Source organism: Rhizobium sp. CBN3, from assembly GCF_030518245.1.
Lineage (GTDB): Bacteria > Pseudomonadota > Alphaproteobacteria > Rhizobiales > Rhizobiaceae > Rhizobium > Rhizobium aethiopicum_A.
This window is the reverse complement of sequence record NZ_JAULSE010000008.1, coordinates 54,068-69,222: the sequence shown is the minus strand read 5'-3', so window position 1 is coordinate 69,222 and position 15,155 is coordinate 54,068. Positions and strand designations below refer to the sequence as shown.

13 protein-coding genes are annotated in these 15,155 nt (G+C 59.4%); 12 read left to right on the top strand and 1 reads right to left on the bottom strand.

Annotation, left to right across the window (positions count from 1 at the left end; genetic code table 11):
- Positions 1-56 precede the first annotated feature (56 nt).
- From QWJ46_RS14195 to QWJ46_RS14185, 3 genes are all read left to right on the top strand, one after another.
- On the top strand, positions 57-809 hold the full coding sequence (locus QWJ46_RS14195; protein WP_302751711.1) for an SDR family oxidoreductase: 753 nt from the start codon (positions 57-59) through the stop codon (positions 807-809).
- 68 nt (positions 810-877) lie between these two features.
- Positions 878-1,111 carry an AbrB/MazE/SpoVT family DNA-binding domain-containing protein gene (locus tag QWJ46_RS14190; RefSeq protein ID WP_184456476.1) on the top strand — a complete coding sequence of 78 codons (234 nt, stop codon included), beginning with the start codon at positions 878-880 and terminating at the stop codon, positions 1,109-1,111.
- Positions 1,108-1,509, top strand: a complete 402-nt coding sequence (locus QWJ46_RS14185; protein WP_302751710.1) for a type II toxin-antitoxin system VapC family toxin — start codon at positions 1,108-1,110, stop codon at positions 1,507-1,509. Before QWJ46_RS14190 ends, QWJ46_RS14185 begins: the two co-directional genes overlap by 4 nt.
- Before the next feature lie 199 nt (positions 1,510-1,708).
- On the opposite strand, the gene QWJ46_RS14180 is transcribed toward QWJ46_RS14185, so the two are convergent.
- Positions 1,709-2,812, bottom strand: a complete 1,104-nt coding sequence (locus tag QWJ46_RS14180) for a LacI family DNA-binding transcriptional regulator (protein ID WP_302751709.1) — start codon at positions 2,810-2,812, stop codon at positions 1,709-1,711.
- A 327-nt stretch (positions 2,813-3,139) separates the two neighbouring features.
- Here QWJ46_RS14180 and QWJ46_RS14175 point away from each other — a divergent pair, with 327 nt between their 5' ends.
- From QWJ46_RS14175 to repB, 9 genes are all read left to right on the top strand, one after another.
- Positions 3,140-4,102 (top strand): sugar-binding protein, encoded by a 963-nt coding sequence (locus tag QWJ46_RS14175; protein ID WP_302751708.1) that lies wholly within the window; start codon positions 3,140-3,142, stop codon positions 4,100-4,102.
- A 75-nt stretch (positions 4,103-4,177) separates the two neighbouring features.
- Positions 4,178-5,719, top strand: a complete 1,542-nt coding sequence (locus tag QWJ46_RS14170) for a sugar ABC transporter ATP-binding protein (RefSeq protein ID WP_302751707.1) — start codon at positions 4,178-4,180, stop codon at positions 5,717-5,719.
- Positions 5,720-5,762: 43 nt separating this feature from the next.
- A complete protein-coding gene (locus QWJ46_RS14165; RefSeq protein WP_302751706.1) occupies positions 5,763-6,788 on the top strand; it encodes an ABC transporter permease in 1,026 nt (341 codons plus the stop codon).
- 802 nt (positions 6,789-7,590) lie between these two features.
- Positions 7,591-8,715, top strand: coding sequence for a sugar ABC transporter substrate-binding protein (locus tag QWJ46_RS14160; RefSeq protein WP_302751705.1), 1,125 nt, complete (start codon positions 7,591-7,593; stop codon positions 8,713-8,715).
- Positions 8,716-8,795: 80 nt separating this feature from the next.
- Entirely contained in the window at positions 8,796-10,349 is a 1,554-nt protein-coding gene (locus QWJ46_RS14155) for a sugar ABC transporter ATP-binding protein (protein WP_302751704.1), read from the top strand.
- Positions 10,346-11,326 (top strand): ABC transporter permease, encoded by a 981-nt coding sequence (locus QWJ46_RS14150; protein WP_302751703.1) that lies wholly within the window; start codon positions 10,346-10,348, stop codon positions 11,324-11,326. The genes QWJ46_RS14155 and QWJ46_RS14150 overlap by 4 nt, the downstream gene beginning before the upstream one ends.
- Before the next feature lie 8 nt (positions 11,327-11,334).
- The gene (locus tag QWJ46_RS14145; protein WP_302751702.1) at positions 11,335-12,312 is read left to right on the top strand and encodes an ABC transporter permease; all 978 of its coding nucleotides are present in this window, start codon (positions 11,335-11,337) and stop codon (positions 12,310-12,312) included.
- A 517-nt stretch (positions 12,313-12,829) separates the two neighbouring features.
- Positions 12,830-14,023: a plasmid partitioning protein RepA gene (repA, locus tag QWJ46_RS14140; RefSeq protein WP_184456495.1), complete on the top strand. Its 1,194-nt coding sequence runs from the start codon at positions 12,830-12,832 to the stop codon at positions 14,021-14,023.
- A 1-nt stretch (position 14,024) separates the two neighbouring features.
- Positions 14,025-15,026 carry a plasmid partitioning protein RepB gene (repB, locus tag QWJ46_RS14135; RefSeq protein ID WP_302751701.1) on the top strand — a complete coding sequence of 334 codons (1,002 nt, stop codon included), beginning with the start codon at positions 14,025-14,027 and terminating at the stop codon, positions 15,024-15,026.
- Positions 15,027-15,155: the final 129 nt, after the last annotated feature.

Below are 15,155 nucleotides of genomic sequence, written 5' to 3'. Positions count from 1 at the left end.
TTCCGGTCATTCTCCGTCCGCGCGGGCATATAGACGATGCAACAGAGGATGCCGACATGAAAATCATGATAGCGGGAGCAAGCGGCCTTATCGGAACGCAACTGGCGGCGGATCTGCAGCGTTCGGGCCACGACGTCGCGGCCGCATCTCTGTCGCTCGGTGTCAATACGGTGACCGGCAAGGGCCTGGAAGCGGCAATGACAGGTGCCGAAGTCGTTGTCGATGTGACCAATGCCGCCTCCTTCGGCGATAATTCGGCGCTCGATTTCTTCAAGGCATCGACGAAGAACCTGCTCGCCGCCGCGGCGCAAGCCCGCGTCCGGCATTATCTCGCGCTTTCCATCGTCGGCACCCCGCGCCTGGTCGAAAGCGATTATTTCCGCGCGAAAGCCGTGCAGGAAAATCTCATTCGGGCCTCGGCTCGTCCCTACACGATTCTCCGCTCGACGCAGTTCTACGAATTCATCAACGGCGTGATCGACATCGGCGCCGAGGGCAACGTCGTTCGTTTGCCTCCGGCCTCCGCGAGGCCGGTCGCGGCTCATGAAGTCGCGGCATTCCTGGCGGAACTGGCGACAGGAGATCCCTTGGGCAACATCATCGAGATCGGCGGCCCCGAACAGTTCGGCATCGATGACATCGCCCGGATCTATCTCGCCGCGAACGAAGACCAGCGACAGGTGATAACCGATCCTTCCACCTCGTATTTCGGCGTCGAACTCACCGGTGACGTGTTGCTGCCTCATGTCGGGGCGCGCGTGGCGACCCAGAAGCTCTCCGACTGGCTCTACAGGTCGATGGCGGCTTAGCGGCCATCTTGAATTTGCCGAATGAAGTAATACCTTCTTCTTGGAGAGTATTACAGAAGGCGTTCGCTATGACCACCACCGTTACTGCGAAAGGGCAGGTGACCATTCCGAAGCCTCTACGGGACATGCTTGGCATCGTTCCTGGCAGCCAGGTCGATTTTCATCGTGCTGCCGACGGCAGTGTGGTTCTGACTTGCGCCGACAAGAAACGGCCGGCGAGCCGCTTCGAGAAACTGCGCGGCCATTCCGGCAAGGGTCTCGATACCGACGCCATTATGGCTTTGACGCGCGGCGAAACGTGACACTCGTCGATACCAATGTGCTCCTGGACCTCGTGACAAACGACCCGGAATGGGCGGACTGGTCTATCGCGCAGCTCGAGACGGCAAGTATCGAGGGGCCTCTCCTGATCAACGATGTAATTTATGCCGAACTTGCGGTTCGGTACGAGAGAATCGAGGCGCTGGAGGCTTTCCTGGAAGAGGCTGGCCTCAAGATGATCTCGATGCCGAAAGCCGCTTTGTTTCTTGCCGGCAAGGTCTTCACGCAGTATCGCAAGGCAGGCGGGATGCGCACCGGCGTGTTTCCTGATTTCTTCATCGGCGCTCATGCCGCCGTGCAACAGCTGCCACTCCTGACAAGAGACCGCGGCTATTGCAGCTATTTCCCCTCGTTGAGATTGATCGCGCCCGGTGCCTGAGGCGAAGACCTGCGTTATGGCAGATTTCAACAAATCTCCTGCAGCGGGGCTCAAGCTTTTGGGCGGCTCCAACACTGTCGGCCGGTTTGGCCCTCGCATCAAAGGGTGAATCCTGTTCTATTGAACAACCAGAGAATGATGCCCACCGAGACGGGATCATGCTCCAGCCGTGCAGTGCCCCGCCGGCTCGACCTCCAGCCTATCGCGGCCCATGCGCCCCATCGAAGATATGCCGCGCCTTGGCCCTCGGCGCAGCGACGGAATGACGATTGACCAGCGAGCATTCGAGCTTCGTAATTGGATAGCGCTTGCCGGGCATGGTCTGCAGGTTGAGATGTTCAATTGCCCACTGACCCATGGCGAGGTGCGGAAGGACCGAAGTGGTCAGTGCCGGTACCAGATGTCTCGAAATTTCTTCGTCGTCGTAACCGACCACCGACATGTCCTGGGGAATGCGAAGCCCGGCATCTTTGAGCGCTTCGTAGCATCCCACGGCAGTGCGATCGTTCTGGCAGAAAATCGCGGTCGGGGGTTCCTGCAAAGCAAGCAATTGCATCGTAGCGGCATAGCCGGCACCGGCCGACCAGTCGCCTTCAACGACTAATTCTGGATCGAAGGGTATATCGGCGGTCGCCAATGCACGGCGGTATCCCGTCAGCCGGTCTTGCGCAGCCTGCATCCAGATTTCACCAGTGATCGTCCCTATGCGATGGTGGCCGTGCGTGATCAGATGCCGGGTGGAGCTCTGGCCTCCGGCGATTTCGCTTGGCACCACGGCTGGAAAGGCATGATCCGCCGTGTAGCAGTTCAACAATACCGTCGGGATGTTGAGTTCACACACATACGAAGGGAGTTGGACCTCTCTGGTATAGATTGTCATGTATATGAGTGCGGATATGCCTCCGTTCGTCAGGGCCCCGATTGCTTTTGGCTCCATGACGGGATCACCGAGCGTTTGGGTAACCAATAGCACGTTGCCCGTATTCCACGACGCTTGGCGGGCGCCCTCGATCGCGACGATCGCTTCCGGGCTGGTAGCGAGCTGATCCACGGCGAAACCAATCACGTTGTCCAGGCCCGAATAAGAGGCCTTCATGGTATAGCTTGTCCCCATGTAGCCGAGCGCGCGCGCCGCCTCCAATACCCGGTCGCGTGTCTGCTGCGAGATGCGGGTGCCGGGCGTGTCGTTGAGCACGAAGGAAACAGCAGCCTGCGAGCAGCCGGCCGCCGCAGCGATGTCCATCATGGTCACGCGGGCGGGCTTATCCACTTCAGGATTCTTTTGGGTCTTAGGCTTTCGCATTCGGGGGAATGATCTCCGGATCTTGGAAGAAGTTGCGTTTTAGGTAATTAATATTAGCATTTATCCGAAAGTGCTGGCAATCGCGCGAGCGCCTGCAATGCTTGCCAATCCTCACCGCAAAACTTCATTCTCACTGTTCGGCGATGAAATGTTTTGATGTGCATTGATAATACTATTTACTAATTAAGATTCTTGTATACCGTCGAGGGGCGATCGGAACCTATGCCACTCGTCGCTTTTTGCGGCGGCCCTAGGAGGGGGCGCGCATTCGGCCGGCCGTAATTCGCAAACGGGCCCATGCGACTGCGGCCCCTCGGGAGGTATATTATGAAACAGCTGAAACGGAATGCAGCCTTGTTCCTTGCCGGGCTGATACTGAGTGCGGCGCCGATTGCAGTATCCGATGCCGCCGACAAACCGACCCTTGCTTTCGTCGTCAACGGAGCGTCTGACTTCTGGAAAGCTGCGGAAGCGGGCGTGAAGAAGGCCCAGGCCGAATTGCCAGATTACCAACTGGAGCTGAAGTACCCTGAGCAGGCATCGGTAGCCATCCAGCAGCGCCTGATGGAAGACCTCGTCAGTGCTGGCATCAAGGGGATCATGGTGTCCGCAGTCGATCCCAAGACTCAGACCGAGGGCTTGAACAAGATCGGCTCACAAACAGCTCTCTTCACGACCGACAGCGACGCGCCGCAGACCAACCGCGTTGCCTATATCGGCTCATCCAATATCGACGCCGGTCTGCAGGCGGCCGAAATCGCCAAGAAGGCAATGCCGGATGGCGGCAAGTGCATCGGTTTTGTCGGGCTCCTCGGAGCCGATAATGCCAAGGAACGCATTCAGGGTATGAAGGATGGGCTTAAGGGCACGAAGATCGAGCTGACAGATGTGCGCGGCGACGATATCGACCAGACACGCGCAAAAAAGAATGTCGAGGACGCACTGGTGGCCAGCCCGGACGTGACCTGCATGGTCGGCTTCTACTCTTACAACACGCCACGCATCTATGAGGCGCTGCGCGACGCCGGAAAGCTTGGTCAGATCACTGTCGTCGGCTTTGACGACGATCCGATCACGCTCGGCGGCGTCAAGGAAGGTACGGTCGCGGCAACCGTCGTGCAGCAGCCATTCGAATGGGCTTATCAGGGGATGAAGCTGATGGCCGCCTACCTCAAGGGCGACAAATCAGGTGTTCCCAGCAACGGCTTGATCATCATTCCGACAGTGATCATCGGCAAGGATGACGTCGATAAATATGCCGCTAACCTGAAGGCCATGGCTGGAAAGTAATTCTCTTTCGCGGCGGGGGTACTCCCCGCCGCGAAAGACGTTTCATGCCGCAGCACCCGCAGTCATGGACAGGCAATGAATCATAGCTCAGACATCCCGTCACCGGACGCGCCTGCAACGCCGTTCCTTTCGCTTTCCGGCGTTGGCAAGACTTTTCCAGGCGTCGTAGCGCTTGAGGGCTTGTCGCTCGACATCGTGCCGGGAGAGGTCATCGGCTTGGTCGGCGAGAACGGGGCCGGGAAATCGACGCTGATGAATATTCTTGGCGGCGTGATCGCTCCGGATCGGGGCACGATCCTGCTCGATGGCGCAGAGCTTCGCCACCTCACTGTGGAGACGAGCATCGCATCCGGCATCGCTTTTGTGCATCAAGAACTCAACCTCTTTGACAATCTCGACGTCGCCGCCAATATCTTCCTGGGCCGTGAGCCGTTGAAAGCGGGACCTTTTAAGTTTGTCGACCGCGCTCGGCTTCGAGAAATGGTGACCCCGCTCTTGAAGCGCGTAGGGGCACATTTTTCCGCCGATACACCCGTTTCGGCGCTTTCCCTTGCCGAACAGCAGATGGTGGAAATCGCCAAGGCACTGTCGATCAAGGCCAGGCTTGTCATCTTCGATGAACCCACGTCCAGCCTGCCGCTGGCCGAAACCGAACGGCTGCTGAACATCATCAAATCGCTGAAAGCGGATGGCATCAGTGTGATCTTCATCTCGCACCGTCTCCACGAGGTTGAGCGCGTAGCAGACCGGGTAGTCGTATTGCGCGATGGCACGCTCGTGGGGACCCTCGCCAAGAAGGACATTGGCCATGATCAGATGGTCAAGCTGATGATCGGCCGGTTGCTCGCGGCCCGGACGGCAAAACCGCAGCGTTCGCCAGGCCCGGTCGCATTGAAGATAAACGGTGTGCGCACCGAGGCCTATCCCAGCCGCCCCGTTGACCTGGAAATCAGGTACGGAGAAATCCTGGGGCTTGCAGGCCTCGTCGGATCTGGCCGCACCGAGCTTGCAAGGGTACTCTTTGGCATCGACCGGAGTTACGGCGGAGCCATTTTGCACGACGGACGCCAAATTGCGATCGGTTCTGCTCGGGACGCCGTCGCCCGCGGCATCTTTCTGGTGCCGGAGGATCGCAAGCGCAATGGCATTCTTCTTGATCTTCCGATCGCCCAGAACATCACGCTTGCCGATCTTCCCAGGATTTCTAATCGCTTCATGGTCTCCTCTGAACGGGAGATGGAGGCCGCTGAAAAGCAGCGTGTTCGTCTCGGTATCAAAGCGCCCTCAGTTTCGACGCGAACCGGCACTCTGTCCGGCGGCAACCAGCAGAAGGTGGTTCTAGCCAAATGGTTGTCGATGAGCCCGAGGGTAATGATCTTCGATGAGCCGACGCGCGGCATCGATATCGGCGCGAAGAACGAAATCTATGGCCTGATGCGAGCGCTTGCCGATGCCGGTGTCGCGATCCTGATGATCTCCAGCGACATGGAAGAGGTGATTGGCGTTTCTGACCGCATCGCCGTCATGCACGAGGGCCAGATTGCCGGCATTCTCGAAGAGGACGAATTCAGCCAGGAAAGCGTCCTTTTGCTTGCTGTCGGCAAAAGCGTAAAATAGCGGCTGCGGCCATTATGAATGGGTATCGGGGGATGGGTCTCGAATGATCAAGAAAGATCTTGGACTGCTGCTTTTGATCGTCGTTGTCGGCGTCGTTGTCGCCATCATCAACCCGCGCTTCTTGCTGCCGATCAACCTTGCGAACACCGCCAACCTGATCGGCCTGTTCGGCATCCTGTCGATGGGGCAAGCTTTTGTCATTATTACGGGCGGTATCGAGCTTTCGGTGGGCTCGCTCGTAGCGCTTCTTGGCGTACTGTTCGTCGATTTCATTGCCGTACAAGATATGCCCTGGATGCTGGCGCTACCGCTCATTCTCCTGCTAGGCGCAGTCATAGGCGCCGTTCACGGTTGGCTCATCACCCGGCTCAACTTGCAGCCATTCGTCGTCACCCTCTGCGGCCTCCTGATCTATCGCGGGGCAGCGCGCTTCTATACGGCCGACGGAACGGCGGGATTTGCTTTCGGCCAGAATTTTCCGGAGCTTGAGTTTCTAACCGCGGGGCGGTTCTATGGCATTCCGAGCACCTTCATTGCTATGGTCGTCATTGCCGTGGCCATGTGGCTGGTGCTTCATCGCTCTGTGTTCGGCCGTTATCTTTACGCGATTGGAAAGAACGAAGAGGCTGCTCGCTATTCAGGTATCCGGACCGACCGTTTGGTTATGACGGCCTATGTCATATGCGGACTGCTTACGGCGCTTTCGGCGATCTACTTCGCTATGTACACGCGGTCGATCTCGCCGGCGAGCCATGGCCAGTTCTACGAGCTCTACGCGATTGCCGCCGCCGTGCTCGGCGGCTTTTCACTCCGCGGCGGTGAGGGATCGATCGTCGGGGTCGTGCTGGGCACAGTCCTACTGCAAGAGTTGCAAAATCTTGTGAACCTGCTCGGCATTCCCTCGTCGCTGAACTTCGCCGTCATGGGTGGCGTGATCCTCATCGGCGTCCTGATCGACCAACAATGGCATTCGATCCGCGCAAGGCGACGTCTCGTCTCCGCCGCACGACAGGCTGAATCCCGCCATCCGAATGACGGGACCTTGCCACTCGTTGCAAACAGGGATTAGGCAGTTTAGTCGAGTATTTACTGCTGCTCGTCGAGGTGAGCGTGACCGAAATTAGAGGACATTGTCGCGCCTTGGCCAGATCGATCATCGCCTGCCAATTTTCCTCAAGAAATCCGCTCCTCCCTCCGCGAGCGACATCGTTCGTGAAAGTAACCGGTAGTAATATTGCCGCGAACGCGACTGATCTGGCGGCGCGAACCAAGTGATAAAATTCTCGTGTTCCGCTGTCGGCCAATGCACCGGCAACGTCCAAAATGGTAAGGTTGTCGAGCAGTCTTCTGCCGATGACTTCTCTCAACTCACCCCTGGTCGTTAACTTTCCCACCCAGGCCAGTCATTCAAATTGATCAGCATGTGGTTTTCTATTCGATCAATTGTCCCTTCATTCTGCGTCAGAAAGCTAGCAGCTTTGGGCGACTTAGGTGCCTTCGAGCCTGCTCGAGGCAGGGCATCGGGCAATTTCGTTGCTACGACAAGCTCCAGTGCCACGGCATCGTGTGAAGTGAATTCGCGGCGGCAAAGGAGCAGCTTCAGGACAGGCCCCGGCGACCCTACCTGCTCCGGATGAGCCTGAGAATCCGCGTTAATCAGGTCATTGCGTGCTTCTTTACAATCATGATTGGCAGCGCTACCATCGGCTGCGTGACGCCCTCGGGAGGAGCCCATCCGGCGTCATTTGGATAGCGTATCGACATGCATTGCCGGACCGGCAACCGACTGCAGAACAAACTGCAGCGGACAGTCGATGATTCCGACACCCATTCGATGCCGATCCGAACATGGCAACAAATGGGAGGATTCGATGTACAAGACATTGGTCGGCGGCCTTCTCGCCGCGGCTGCATTTACGCTTTCCCACTCCACGGCTCTTGCCCAACCGGAAATTGTCAGCGGGCCTGCGGCCGACCCTGACTGCTTCGTGCCGTGGACGGCGGATACCAAGTTCTTCAAATTTCCGAAAAAAGACGGGCCTTATCGCATCGCGCTCGCCAATGGGTATATCGCCAACACCTGGCGCATTCAGATGATCCAGACGGCGAAAGCTTATGCCGCTCAGCCGGATGTCGCCGCCAAACTTAAGGAGTTCAAGGTCGTTTCCACCGGTGAAGACGTGCCGGCGCAGATTTCTGCGATCAACAACTTCATCGATTCCGGTTACGACGCCATCGTCGTCAATGCCCAGAATCCGACGGCATTCGGACCGGTCATCAAGCGCGCCAAGCAAACCGGCGTCGTCCTGGTCGCCTTCGACAATATTCTCGATACGCAAGACGCAATCAACGTCAACGTCGATCAGAAGGGCCTTGGCGTGTTGTGGGCGAACTGGCTGGCAAAGCACCTGCCTGACGGCGGCAAAGTTCTCGAGGTGCGCGGGGTTGCCGGAACGTCAGTCGATACCGACCGCCACAACGGCATACACGAAACCCTGGATGCCACCGGCAAGAAGTGGGATGTGGTCGAAGTACTAGGCAAGTGGGACGACCCGACGGCACAGAAGGCCACCGCCGACGCGATAGCCGTGCACAAGAAGTTCGACGGCATCACCGCGCAAGGCGGCGATACCGGCGTCGTGCAGGCAATGATCGATGCCAAACATCCATTCGTGCCGTTCGGTGGCGAAACCGAAAACGGCTTCCGCAAGTTCTGCGCCAAATATGCTGGCGAAGGCCTGAAATGTTCCTCGGCCGGCACCGGGCCTGCCCAGGTGGCGGTTGCCATCAAGACGGCGATCGCAGCACTTGAAGGACAGGTCGTGCCGCAGTCCATCAAGCTGCCGCTGGCAATCGTCGAAGACCCGAACTTCAAGGCGGGCCAGGACTTCTATCCGGATCAGTCGGACAATTTCTTCGTCGGCAACGCTTTTCCGACCTGCGGCATCAATTTCACCGCACAGGAGATCATGGGGCAGTCGAAGGAAAACCAATAGGCCGGGGTCCAACCGGATCGCTTGAGCGGCGTGCCGCGGCTCGCCCGCGGCGCGCGAGAAACACTGCCCCGAGGACATTCATGACGGTACCAGAAAAAACGGCGGCAACCCCGCTCTTTGAGATGAGCGGTGTATCGAAGCGTTACGGCGGCGTGCATGCGTTGGAAAACGCCAAACTCACCGTGGAAGCCGGGAAAATTCACGCCATTCTCGGCGAGAACGGGGCGGGCAAATCCACGCTGATCAAGATCATGGCCGGCGTCGTCGCGCCGGATGAAGGCCGCATGCTGCTCGACGGGCATCCGGTGACCTTCCGCTCTCCGGCCGAGGCTTCCGCCGCCGGCGTCACCTGCGTATTTCAGGAACTCTCGCTGATCCCGGACCTCAGCGTTGCCGACAACATCTCTATCGCCGCTCCGCCGCGCCGTTTTGGCCTGATTGACCGGAAAGCGCAACGCGTCATCGCCGAGGAGATGCTCGCGCGGGCAGGCGCCAGCGACATTCATCCGCGCGAGCTGGTCAAGGACCTGCCGCTCTCGCGCCGACAACTGGTGGAGATCGCCAAGGCGCTTGCCTGGAAACCGCGCATTCTCATTCTTGACGAAGGAACGTCGGCACTGACGGCAGCCGATGTCGCCGAGGTCTTCTCCGTTTTGCGGCGGCTGCGGTCCGAAGGGCTGGCACTCCTTTACATTTCTCATCGCATGCAGGAGATCGCCGAATTGGCGGATCAATGCACGGTCTTGCGCAACGGCCGCAATGTGGCGAGTTTCCCGGCAGCCACGCGCAGCGATGGCGAGATCGTCGAAATGATGATCGGTCGGGAATACAGCCGCGCCTTTCCGCCGAAACCGGAACGGGTTGCGAAGGATGAAGTCCGTCCGGTCCTGGAATGCCGCAAGCTCGGCTGGGCCGATACGCTGCACGACATTTCACTCACTGTCGGTCGTGGTGAAGTCGTCGGCCTTGGAGGCCTGGATGGACAAGGGCAGCGCGAGCTGCTGCTTGCGCTCTTTGGCGTCCTGCGCGGGACCACAGGTTCCGTCCTTGTCGACGGCAATGCGGTTACGCTCGCAAGCCCGGCAGCGGCAAAATCCGGACAGATCGGCATGGCGCTCATCCCCGAGGACCGCAAGACGGAAGGCTTGATGCTGCCGATGACGGTCCGGGAAAATCTATCCTTTGCGGTACTGGACCGGGTGTCCAGAGCGTGGGTCATAGATCAGGAAAAGGAAGAACGGCTGATCGAGGAGATGGTACAGCTACTGGCGATCAAGACGGCAGGTCTCGACATTCCGGTCGGAGCGCTCTCCGGCGGCAACCAACAGAAGGTCGTCATCGCCAAGTGGCTGATGCGCAAGCCGCGGATCATTCTGCTCAACGATCCGACACGCGGCATCGATGTCGGCACCAAGCAGGAGATCTATCAGTTGCTGCGGCGCTTGGCCGAAGCGGGAGCAGCCATTCTCTTTTATTCGACGGATTACGGCGAGTTGATCGGCTGCTGCGATCGCGTTCTCGTCTTCTATAACGGCAGCATCAGACGCGAATTGAAGGGCGACGGCATCACCGAGCATGCGCTGGTGGCGAGCGCACTGAATGTCGGCAGCGAGAATGTGGGGAGCGTGGCATGACGGAGTGGCGTTACCGGTTGGGCGAACGGCGCGGCACGCTGATGGCAGCCGGCATATTCCTCGTCATGTTTGCAATCTACGTCTCCAATCATCCCGCCGGACTGACGGCCAATGTCGTCCAGACCGCGGCGAACAAGGGCGTGCTGCTTGCCTTCGTCGCGATGGCTCAGACGTTGGTGGTGATCACCGCCGGCATCGACCTCTCGGTCGGCATGATCTTCATCCTGACCAATGTGCTGGCCTCCTGGCTCGTGCTCGGCTCGTCGCTTGAAACTGCTCTTGGGGTGATGGCCGTCCTGGCAACCGGTCTTGCCTGCGGCGCGCTCAACGGCCTGATCGTCATCTATGGACGGTTGCAGCCGATCGTTGCCACGATCGCCACCGGCGCTGTGTTCTTCGGCATCGCCCTCCTGCTGCGACCCTTTCCCGGCGGATCGGTCAACGAGGAACTGGCCGACGTCATGACCGGCAAGGTCTTCGACCTCTTGCCGGCCAGCCTTGTCGCGCTCATCGCCGTCGTTCTCGTCATATGGGTACCGTTCAGCCGCTCCCTGATCGGGCGGGCAGCCTATGCCTCCGGTTCATCGGAGATCGCGGCTTATATGTCCGGCCTGCCCATCCGCCGCGCGAAATTCACCGCCTATGCGCTCGCCGGTCTTCTTGCGTCGATTGGCGGGCTCTTCCTCACCTTCTTCACCTTCACCGGCGAGGCAGCCTTTGCGAGCGGCAATGCCTATACGCTGTTCTCAATCGCTTCGGTGGTCCTCGGCGGCGTATCCCTGTTCGGCGGCAAAGGCAGCGCGATCGGCGCGATCTTCGGAGCCCTCGCCTTCCGAACCATCGGCGACCTGCTCTTCGTCTTCGATTTCGATCCGCTGTGGCAGCCGCTGTTCCAGGGTGTGGTGCTGCTCGTCGCGGTGAGCCTTGGCGCGTTCGCATTGTTCCGTGTGCGCAATCGCCTGGAATGGTTCGGATGAACAACCTAATGCGAGAACACTCAGTGACCCGGCTTTCCAAGTTCATGCATCGGCTGGACCCGGCCATCGCGACCGCCTTCGCCTGCATTTTCCTGCTGCTCATCATCGGCAGTTTGTATTCGGCGAGTTTCCTGTCGCCGGAATATCTCCTGCAGCAGTTGAAGGTCGCATCCTTTCTTGGCGTCATCGCCACAGGCATGATGATCGTTGTGCTGCTCGGCCAGATCGATCTTTCCGTACCGTGGTCTGTCGCCGTCGGCGGAATGATGGCGTGCGCGGCTGCCGCTTACGGCCCACTCGGCGAGGCTCTGGCCATTCCCTTCGGCATTGCCTGCGGCATGGCGATCGGGCTCGCCAACGGGATCGGCGTCGCCTATTTGCGCATCCCCTCGATGATCATCACGCTGGCGACCAACGCCGTCGCGCAAGGACTGATGGTCGTCTATACTGGCGGCTTCTCGCCGCAGGATTCGGCAACATTTGCGATGCGCTATCTGGCAACCGGCTTCCTTCTGCCCGGGCTACCCAATGCCGTTCTCATCTGGGCGGTCGTCGGCGCCGCAACGGCCTTCGTCCTTAACCGCACGACATTCGGCCGGTCCGTCTATGGTATCGGCAATCGGGAGAGTGCCGCCTATCTTTCCGGTATCAATACCCGCCGGATCGTCTTGATCGCCTTCATTGCCTCAGGGGCGCTGAGCGCCTTCGGCGGTGCCCTGCTTGCTGGCTATGCCTCGAAAGCGGCGCAGTCCATGGGCGATTCTTATCTCCTGCCCTCGATCGCCGCAGTCGTCCTCGGCGGAACCTCGATTCTCGGCGGCAAGGGCTCCTATCTCGGCACCGTTGCCGGCGTGATCCTGATTACGCTGCTGCAATCGATCCTCTCCGTCATGCAAATGCCGGAGGCAGGGCGGCAGATCATCTACGGCGTCGTCATCATCGCCATGCTTTTGCTTTACGGCCGCAGCCCAGCCAACCGGCAATAGCGCGCCTGCGTTACTGCAACGCCGGATCAAAATCGCAGGACCACCGCCGCCCCGTCTGATGAAAAAGAAACGCTGCTCTTTTCCAGTAGCCCCTGGCACGTGCATGTTCAGCCAAATCGAGAAATTCCTTCGAAGCCTCTATCCGCTCGTTAAAATGCTCGGTCGCTACGCGGAGGCTATCCTCCGTCGAGAGCGGTGGGCTCAGGCAGTGGCTCATCGTCCAGTTTATAAAGAACGGAGAGGCACGATGGGGGATCCGGGCCACGGTGGCCGGGGAAGCTATTCTGAAGCTTCACGGGCTTTCAGCCATACTTGAACTCCGACCGGCCTGCCAATCGAATGTCGCCGTCGAGATGGCTTGCAAAGCAGTGAAATCTATCTCACTCGGTTAGCCGTTTGGGATCTGGACGGTGCTGTTTGTTAAGCGTTTGTAAAATGCCAACGAATCGGGGCATATAGCAACTGCGCAACTGAAGTGCTTTCGTTCAAAATTGCGCAGTTACGCGGGAAAGAGATCATGCAGCCGAGTCTTGCTCTTCAAGACGATCAAGAGCACCTTCCGTCGCTTCTGGCAACGGATGCGAAGGAGTTATCCTATCAACTTCAGCAGCATCAGGCCAAAATCTTTCCCCCGCTGTCGCAAAAGACGATCAGGACATTTTCGCCGGCGGAAGCTGCGGCCTTCATCGGCATCGGCGAAGGTTATCTCCGGCAGGTGGCGGCCGACGGCCATGGCCCGGATCCGCTGGCAAACGGACGCCGGCTTTATAGTGCAACCGACATGGACCGGATCCGGCGCGTCCTCGACGAACGGAACGGCACGCCGAAATATGTGCCCGCTCGCAGGCCGGGCGAAAAGCTCCAGATCGTCTCGGTGATGAATTTCAAGGGCGGCTCCGGCAAGACCACGACCGCGGCCCACTTCGCGCAATTCATGGCGCTCCGGGGCTATCGCGTACTCGCTGTCGACCTTGACCCGCAGGCCTCCCTGTCTGCCCTGTTCGGTCATCAGCCGGAATTCGACGTCGGGGAGGGCGAAACGATCTACGGCGCGATCCGCTATGACGATCCGCGCCCGATCGCCGACATCGTGCGCGCCACCTATACGCCGAACCTGCATCTCATTCCCGGCAATCTCGAACTGATGGAATTCGAGCACGAGACGCCGAAGGCCATGGCATCGGGTACGGCGGAGACGATGTTCTTCGCCCGTATCGGCGAGGTGCTGACCGACATCGAAAGCCTTTACGACATCGTCGTCGTCGACTGCCCGCCGCAGCTTGGCTTCCTGACGATGTCGGCGCTCTGCGCCGCGACCTCGGTCCTGATCACGGTTCACCCGCAGATGCTCGACGTCATGTCGATGTCGCAGTTCCTGACGATGACCAGCGAGTTGATGTCTGTCGTCGAGAAGGCCGGCGGGCGCACCAGCTATGACTGGATGCGCTACCTCGTGACGCGGTTCGAACCGAATGACGGACCGCAAAGCCAGATGACCGGCTTCATGCGGGCGATCTTCGGCAATCGCATGCTCCACAACGCGATGGTGAAGTCGACGGCCGTTTCCGATGCCGGCGTCACCAAGCAGACACTCTACGAAGTCGAGCGGTCGCAGTTCACACGCGGAACCTATGATCGGGCGCTGGAGTCGCTGAACCTCGTGAATGGTGAGATCGAAGCGCATATTCGCTCCACCTGGGGAAGGAGATAGGATGGCGCGCAAGAACCTCATCGAATTTTCCGCACCGAGTCCGGCAAGGGCGGAAGCGGTCGCGCCGCGCGATAATCGTCCGATTGCCGGCTTCGTGCCGCAGGAGCGCAGTGGTGGGCCGGTCGGCGGCATTACCAAGACGCTAGGCAACATCACCGAGAAGATGGAACGCGCCAGCGAGCTGGAGCGGCAGCTTGCTGCTGGCCAGATGATCGTCGAGCTCGACCCTAGCCTGATCGACGCGTCTTTCGTCAGCGATCGCCTGGCGATCGACGCGGCTGAACTCGCCGAGCTGGTCGAGCAGATCCGCGAACATGGGCAGCAGGTCCCGATCCTCGTGCGTCCGCATCCGGAAGCCAAAGGCCGCTATCAGGTCGCCTATGGCCATCGCCGCCTGGCGGCCACGAGAGAGATCGGCATTAGGGTCCGCGCGGTCGTCCGTGACCTGACCGACGGCCAGCTGGTCGTTAGCCAGGGACAGGAAAACAGCGCTCGCACCAATCTCTCCTATATCGAGCGCGCGCTCTTCGCGTCGCGGCTCGAGGAACGCGGCTTTGGCCGCGACGTCATCATGGCGGCGCTGAGCGTCGACAAGGCGGCGCTATCGAGGATGCTGATCGTGATACGGCAGGTGCCCCTTGATCTCATCAACGCCATAGGTGCTGCGCCTGATATCGGCCGGCGGCGATGGCTGGAACTCGGCGAGCGGCTGGAAAATGCCGATGTCGACAAGATCATCGCGGAGTTGTCCGCGGACGACGCACGCAAGATGCCGAGTGACGAGCGGTTTCACCGGGCATTCGTTCTGGCAACGAAGAAGGTCGCGGCACCGGAGCCGGCGGTCGTCAAATCCGAGGTCAGCGGCGTGCCGGTGACCGTCAAGAAAACAGCGTCCGGCGCCACCTTTGTCTTCGACGGCAAGAGCGCCCCCGGTTTCGATCAATTCGTCCAGGAACGGCTGCAGGGCCTGTTCCAGGAGTTCAACAAGTACAGAGGAGCGTAGCGCGCAAAAGAAAAAGGCCCCCAACGACGCCGTCGTGGAAGCCCTTCTCAGATCTTAAGCACATCGAGAATCGCATTTCCACGAATCACAGTCAAGCGTCTTAGGCACCAAAGTGGTGGACTGTTTTCT

What these genes read in the sequence shown, in the direction of transcription:
- QWJ46_RS14150 (WP_302751703.1), top strand. Translation starts at nt 10,346, where the DNA reads ATGACGGAGTGGCGTTACCGGTTGGGCGAACGGCGCGGCACGCTGATG.
- repA (WP_184456495.1), top strand. Translation starts at nt 12,830, where the DNA reads ATGCAGCCGAGTCTTGCTCTTCAAGACGATCAAGAGCACCTTCCGTCG.
- QWJ46_RS14180 (WP_302751709.1), bottom strand. Translation starts at nt 2,812, where the DNA reads ATGCGAAAGCCTAAGACCCAAAAGAATCCTGAAGTGGATAAGCCCGCC.
- QWJ46_RS14170 (WP_302751707.1), top strand. Translation starts at nt 4,178, where the DNA reads ATGAATCATAGCTCAGACATCCCGTCACCGGACGCGCCTGCAACGCCG.
- QWJ46_RS14190 (WP_184456476.1), top strand. Translation starts at nt 878, where the DNA reads ATGACCACCACCGTTACTGCGAAAGGGCAGGTGACCATTCCGAAGCCT.
- QWJ46_RS14175 (WP_302751708.1), top strand. Translation starts at nt 3,140, where the DNA reads ATGAAACAGCTGAAACGGAATGCAGCCTTGTTCCTTGCCGGGCTGATA.
- QWJ46_RS14195 (WP_302751711.1), top strand. Translation starts at nt 57, where the DNA reads ATGAAAATCATGATAGCGGGAGCAAGCGGCCTTATCGGAACGCAACTG.
- QWJ46_RS14155 (WP_302751704.1), top strand. Translation starts at nt 8,796, where the DNA reads ATGACGGTACCAGAAAAAACGGCGGCAACCCCGCTCTTTGAGATGAGC.
- QWJ46_RS14165 (WP_302751706.1), top strand. Translation starts at nt 5,763, where the DNA reads ATGATCAAGAAAGATCTTGGACTGCTGCTTTTGATCGTCGTTGTCGGC.
- repB (WP_302751701.1), top strand. Translation starts at nt 14,025, where the DNA reads ATGGCGCGCAAGAACCTCATCGAATTTTCCGCACCGAGTCCGGCAAGG.
- QWJ46_RS14160 (WP_302751705.1), top strand. Translation starts at nt 7,591, where the DNA reads ATGTACAAGACATTGGTCGGCGGCCTTCTCGCCGCGGCTGCATTTACG.
- QWJ46_RS14145 (WP_302751702.1), top strand. Translation starts at nt 11,335, where the DNA reads ATGCGAGAACACTCAGTGACCCGGCTTTCCAAGTTCATGCATCGGCTG.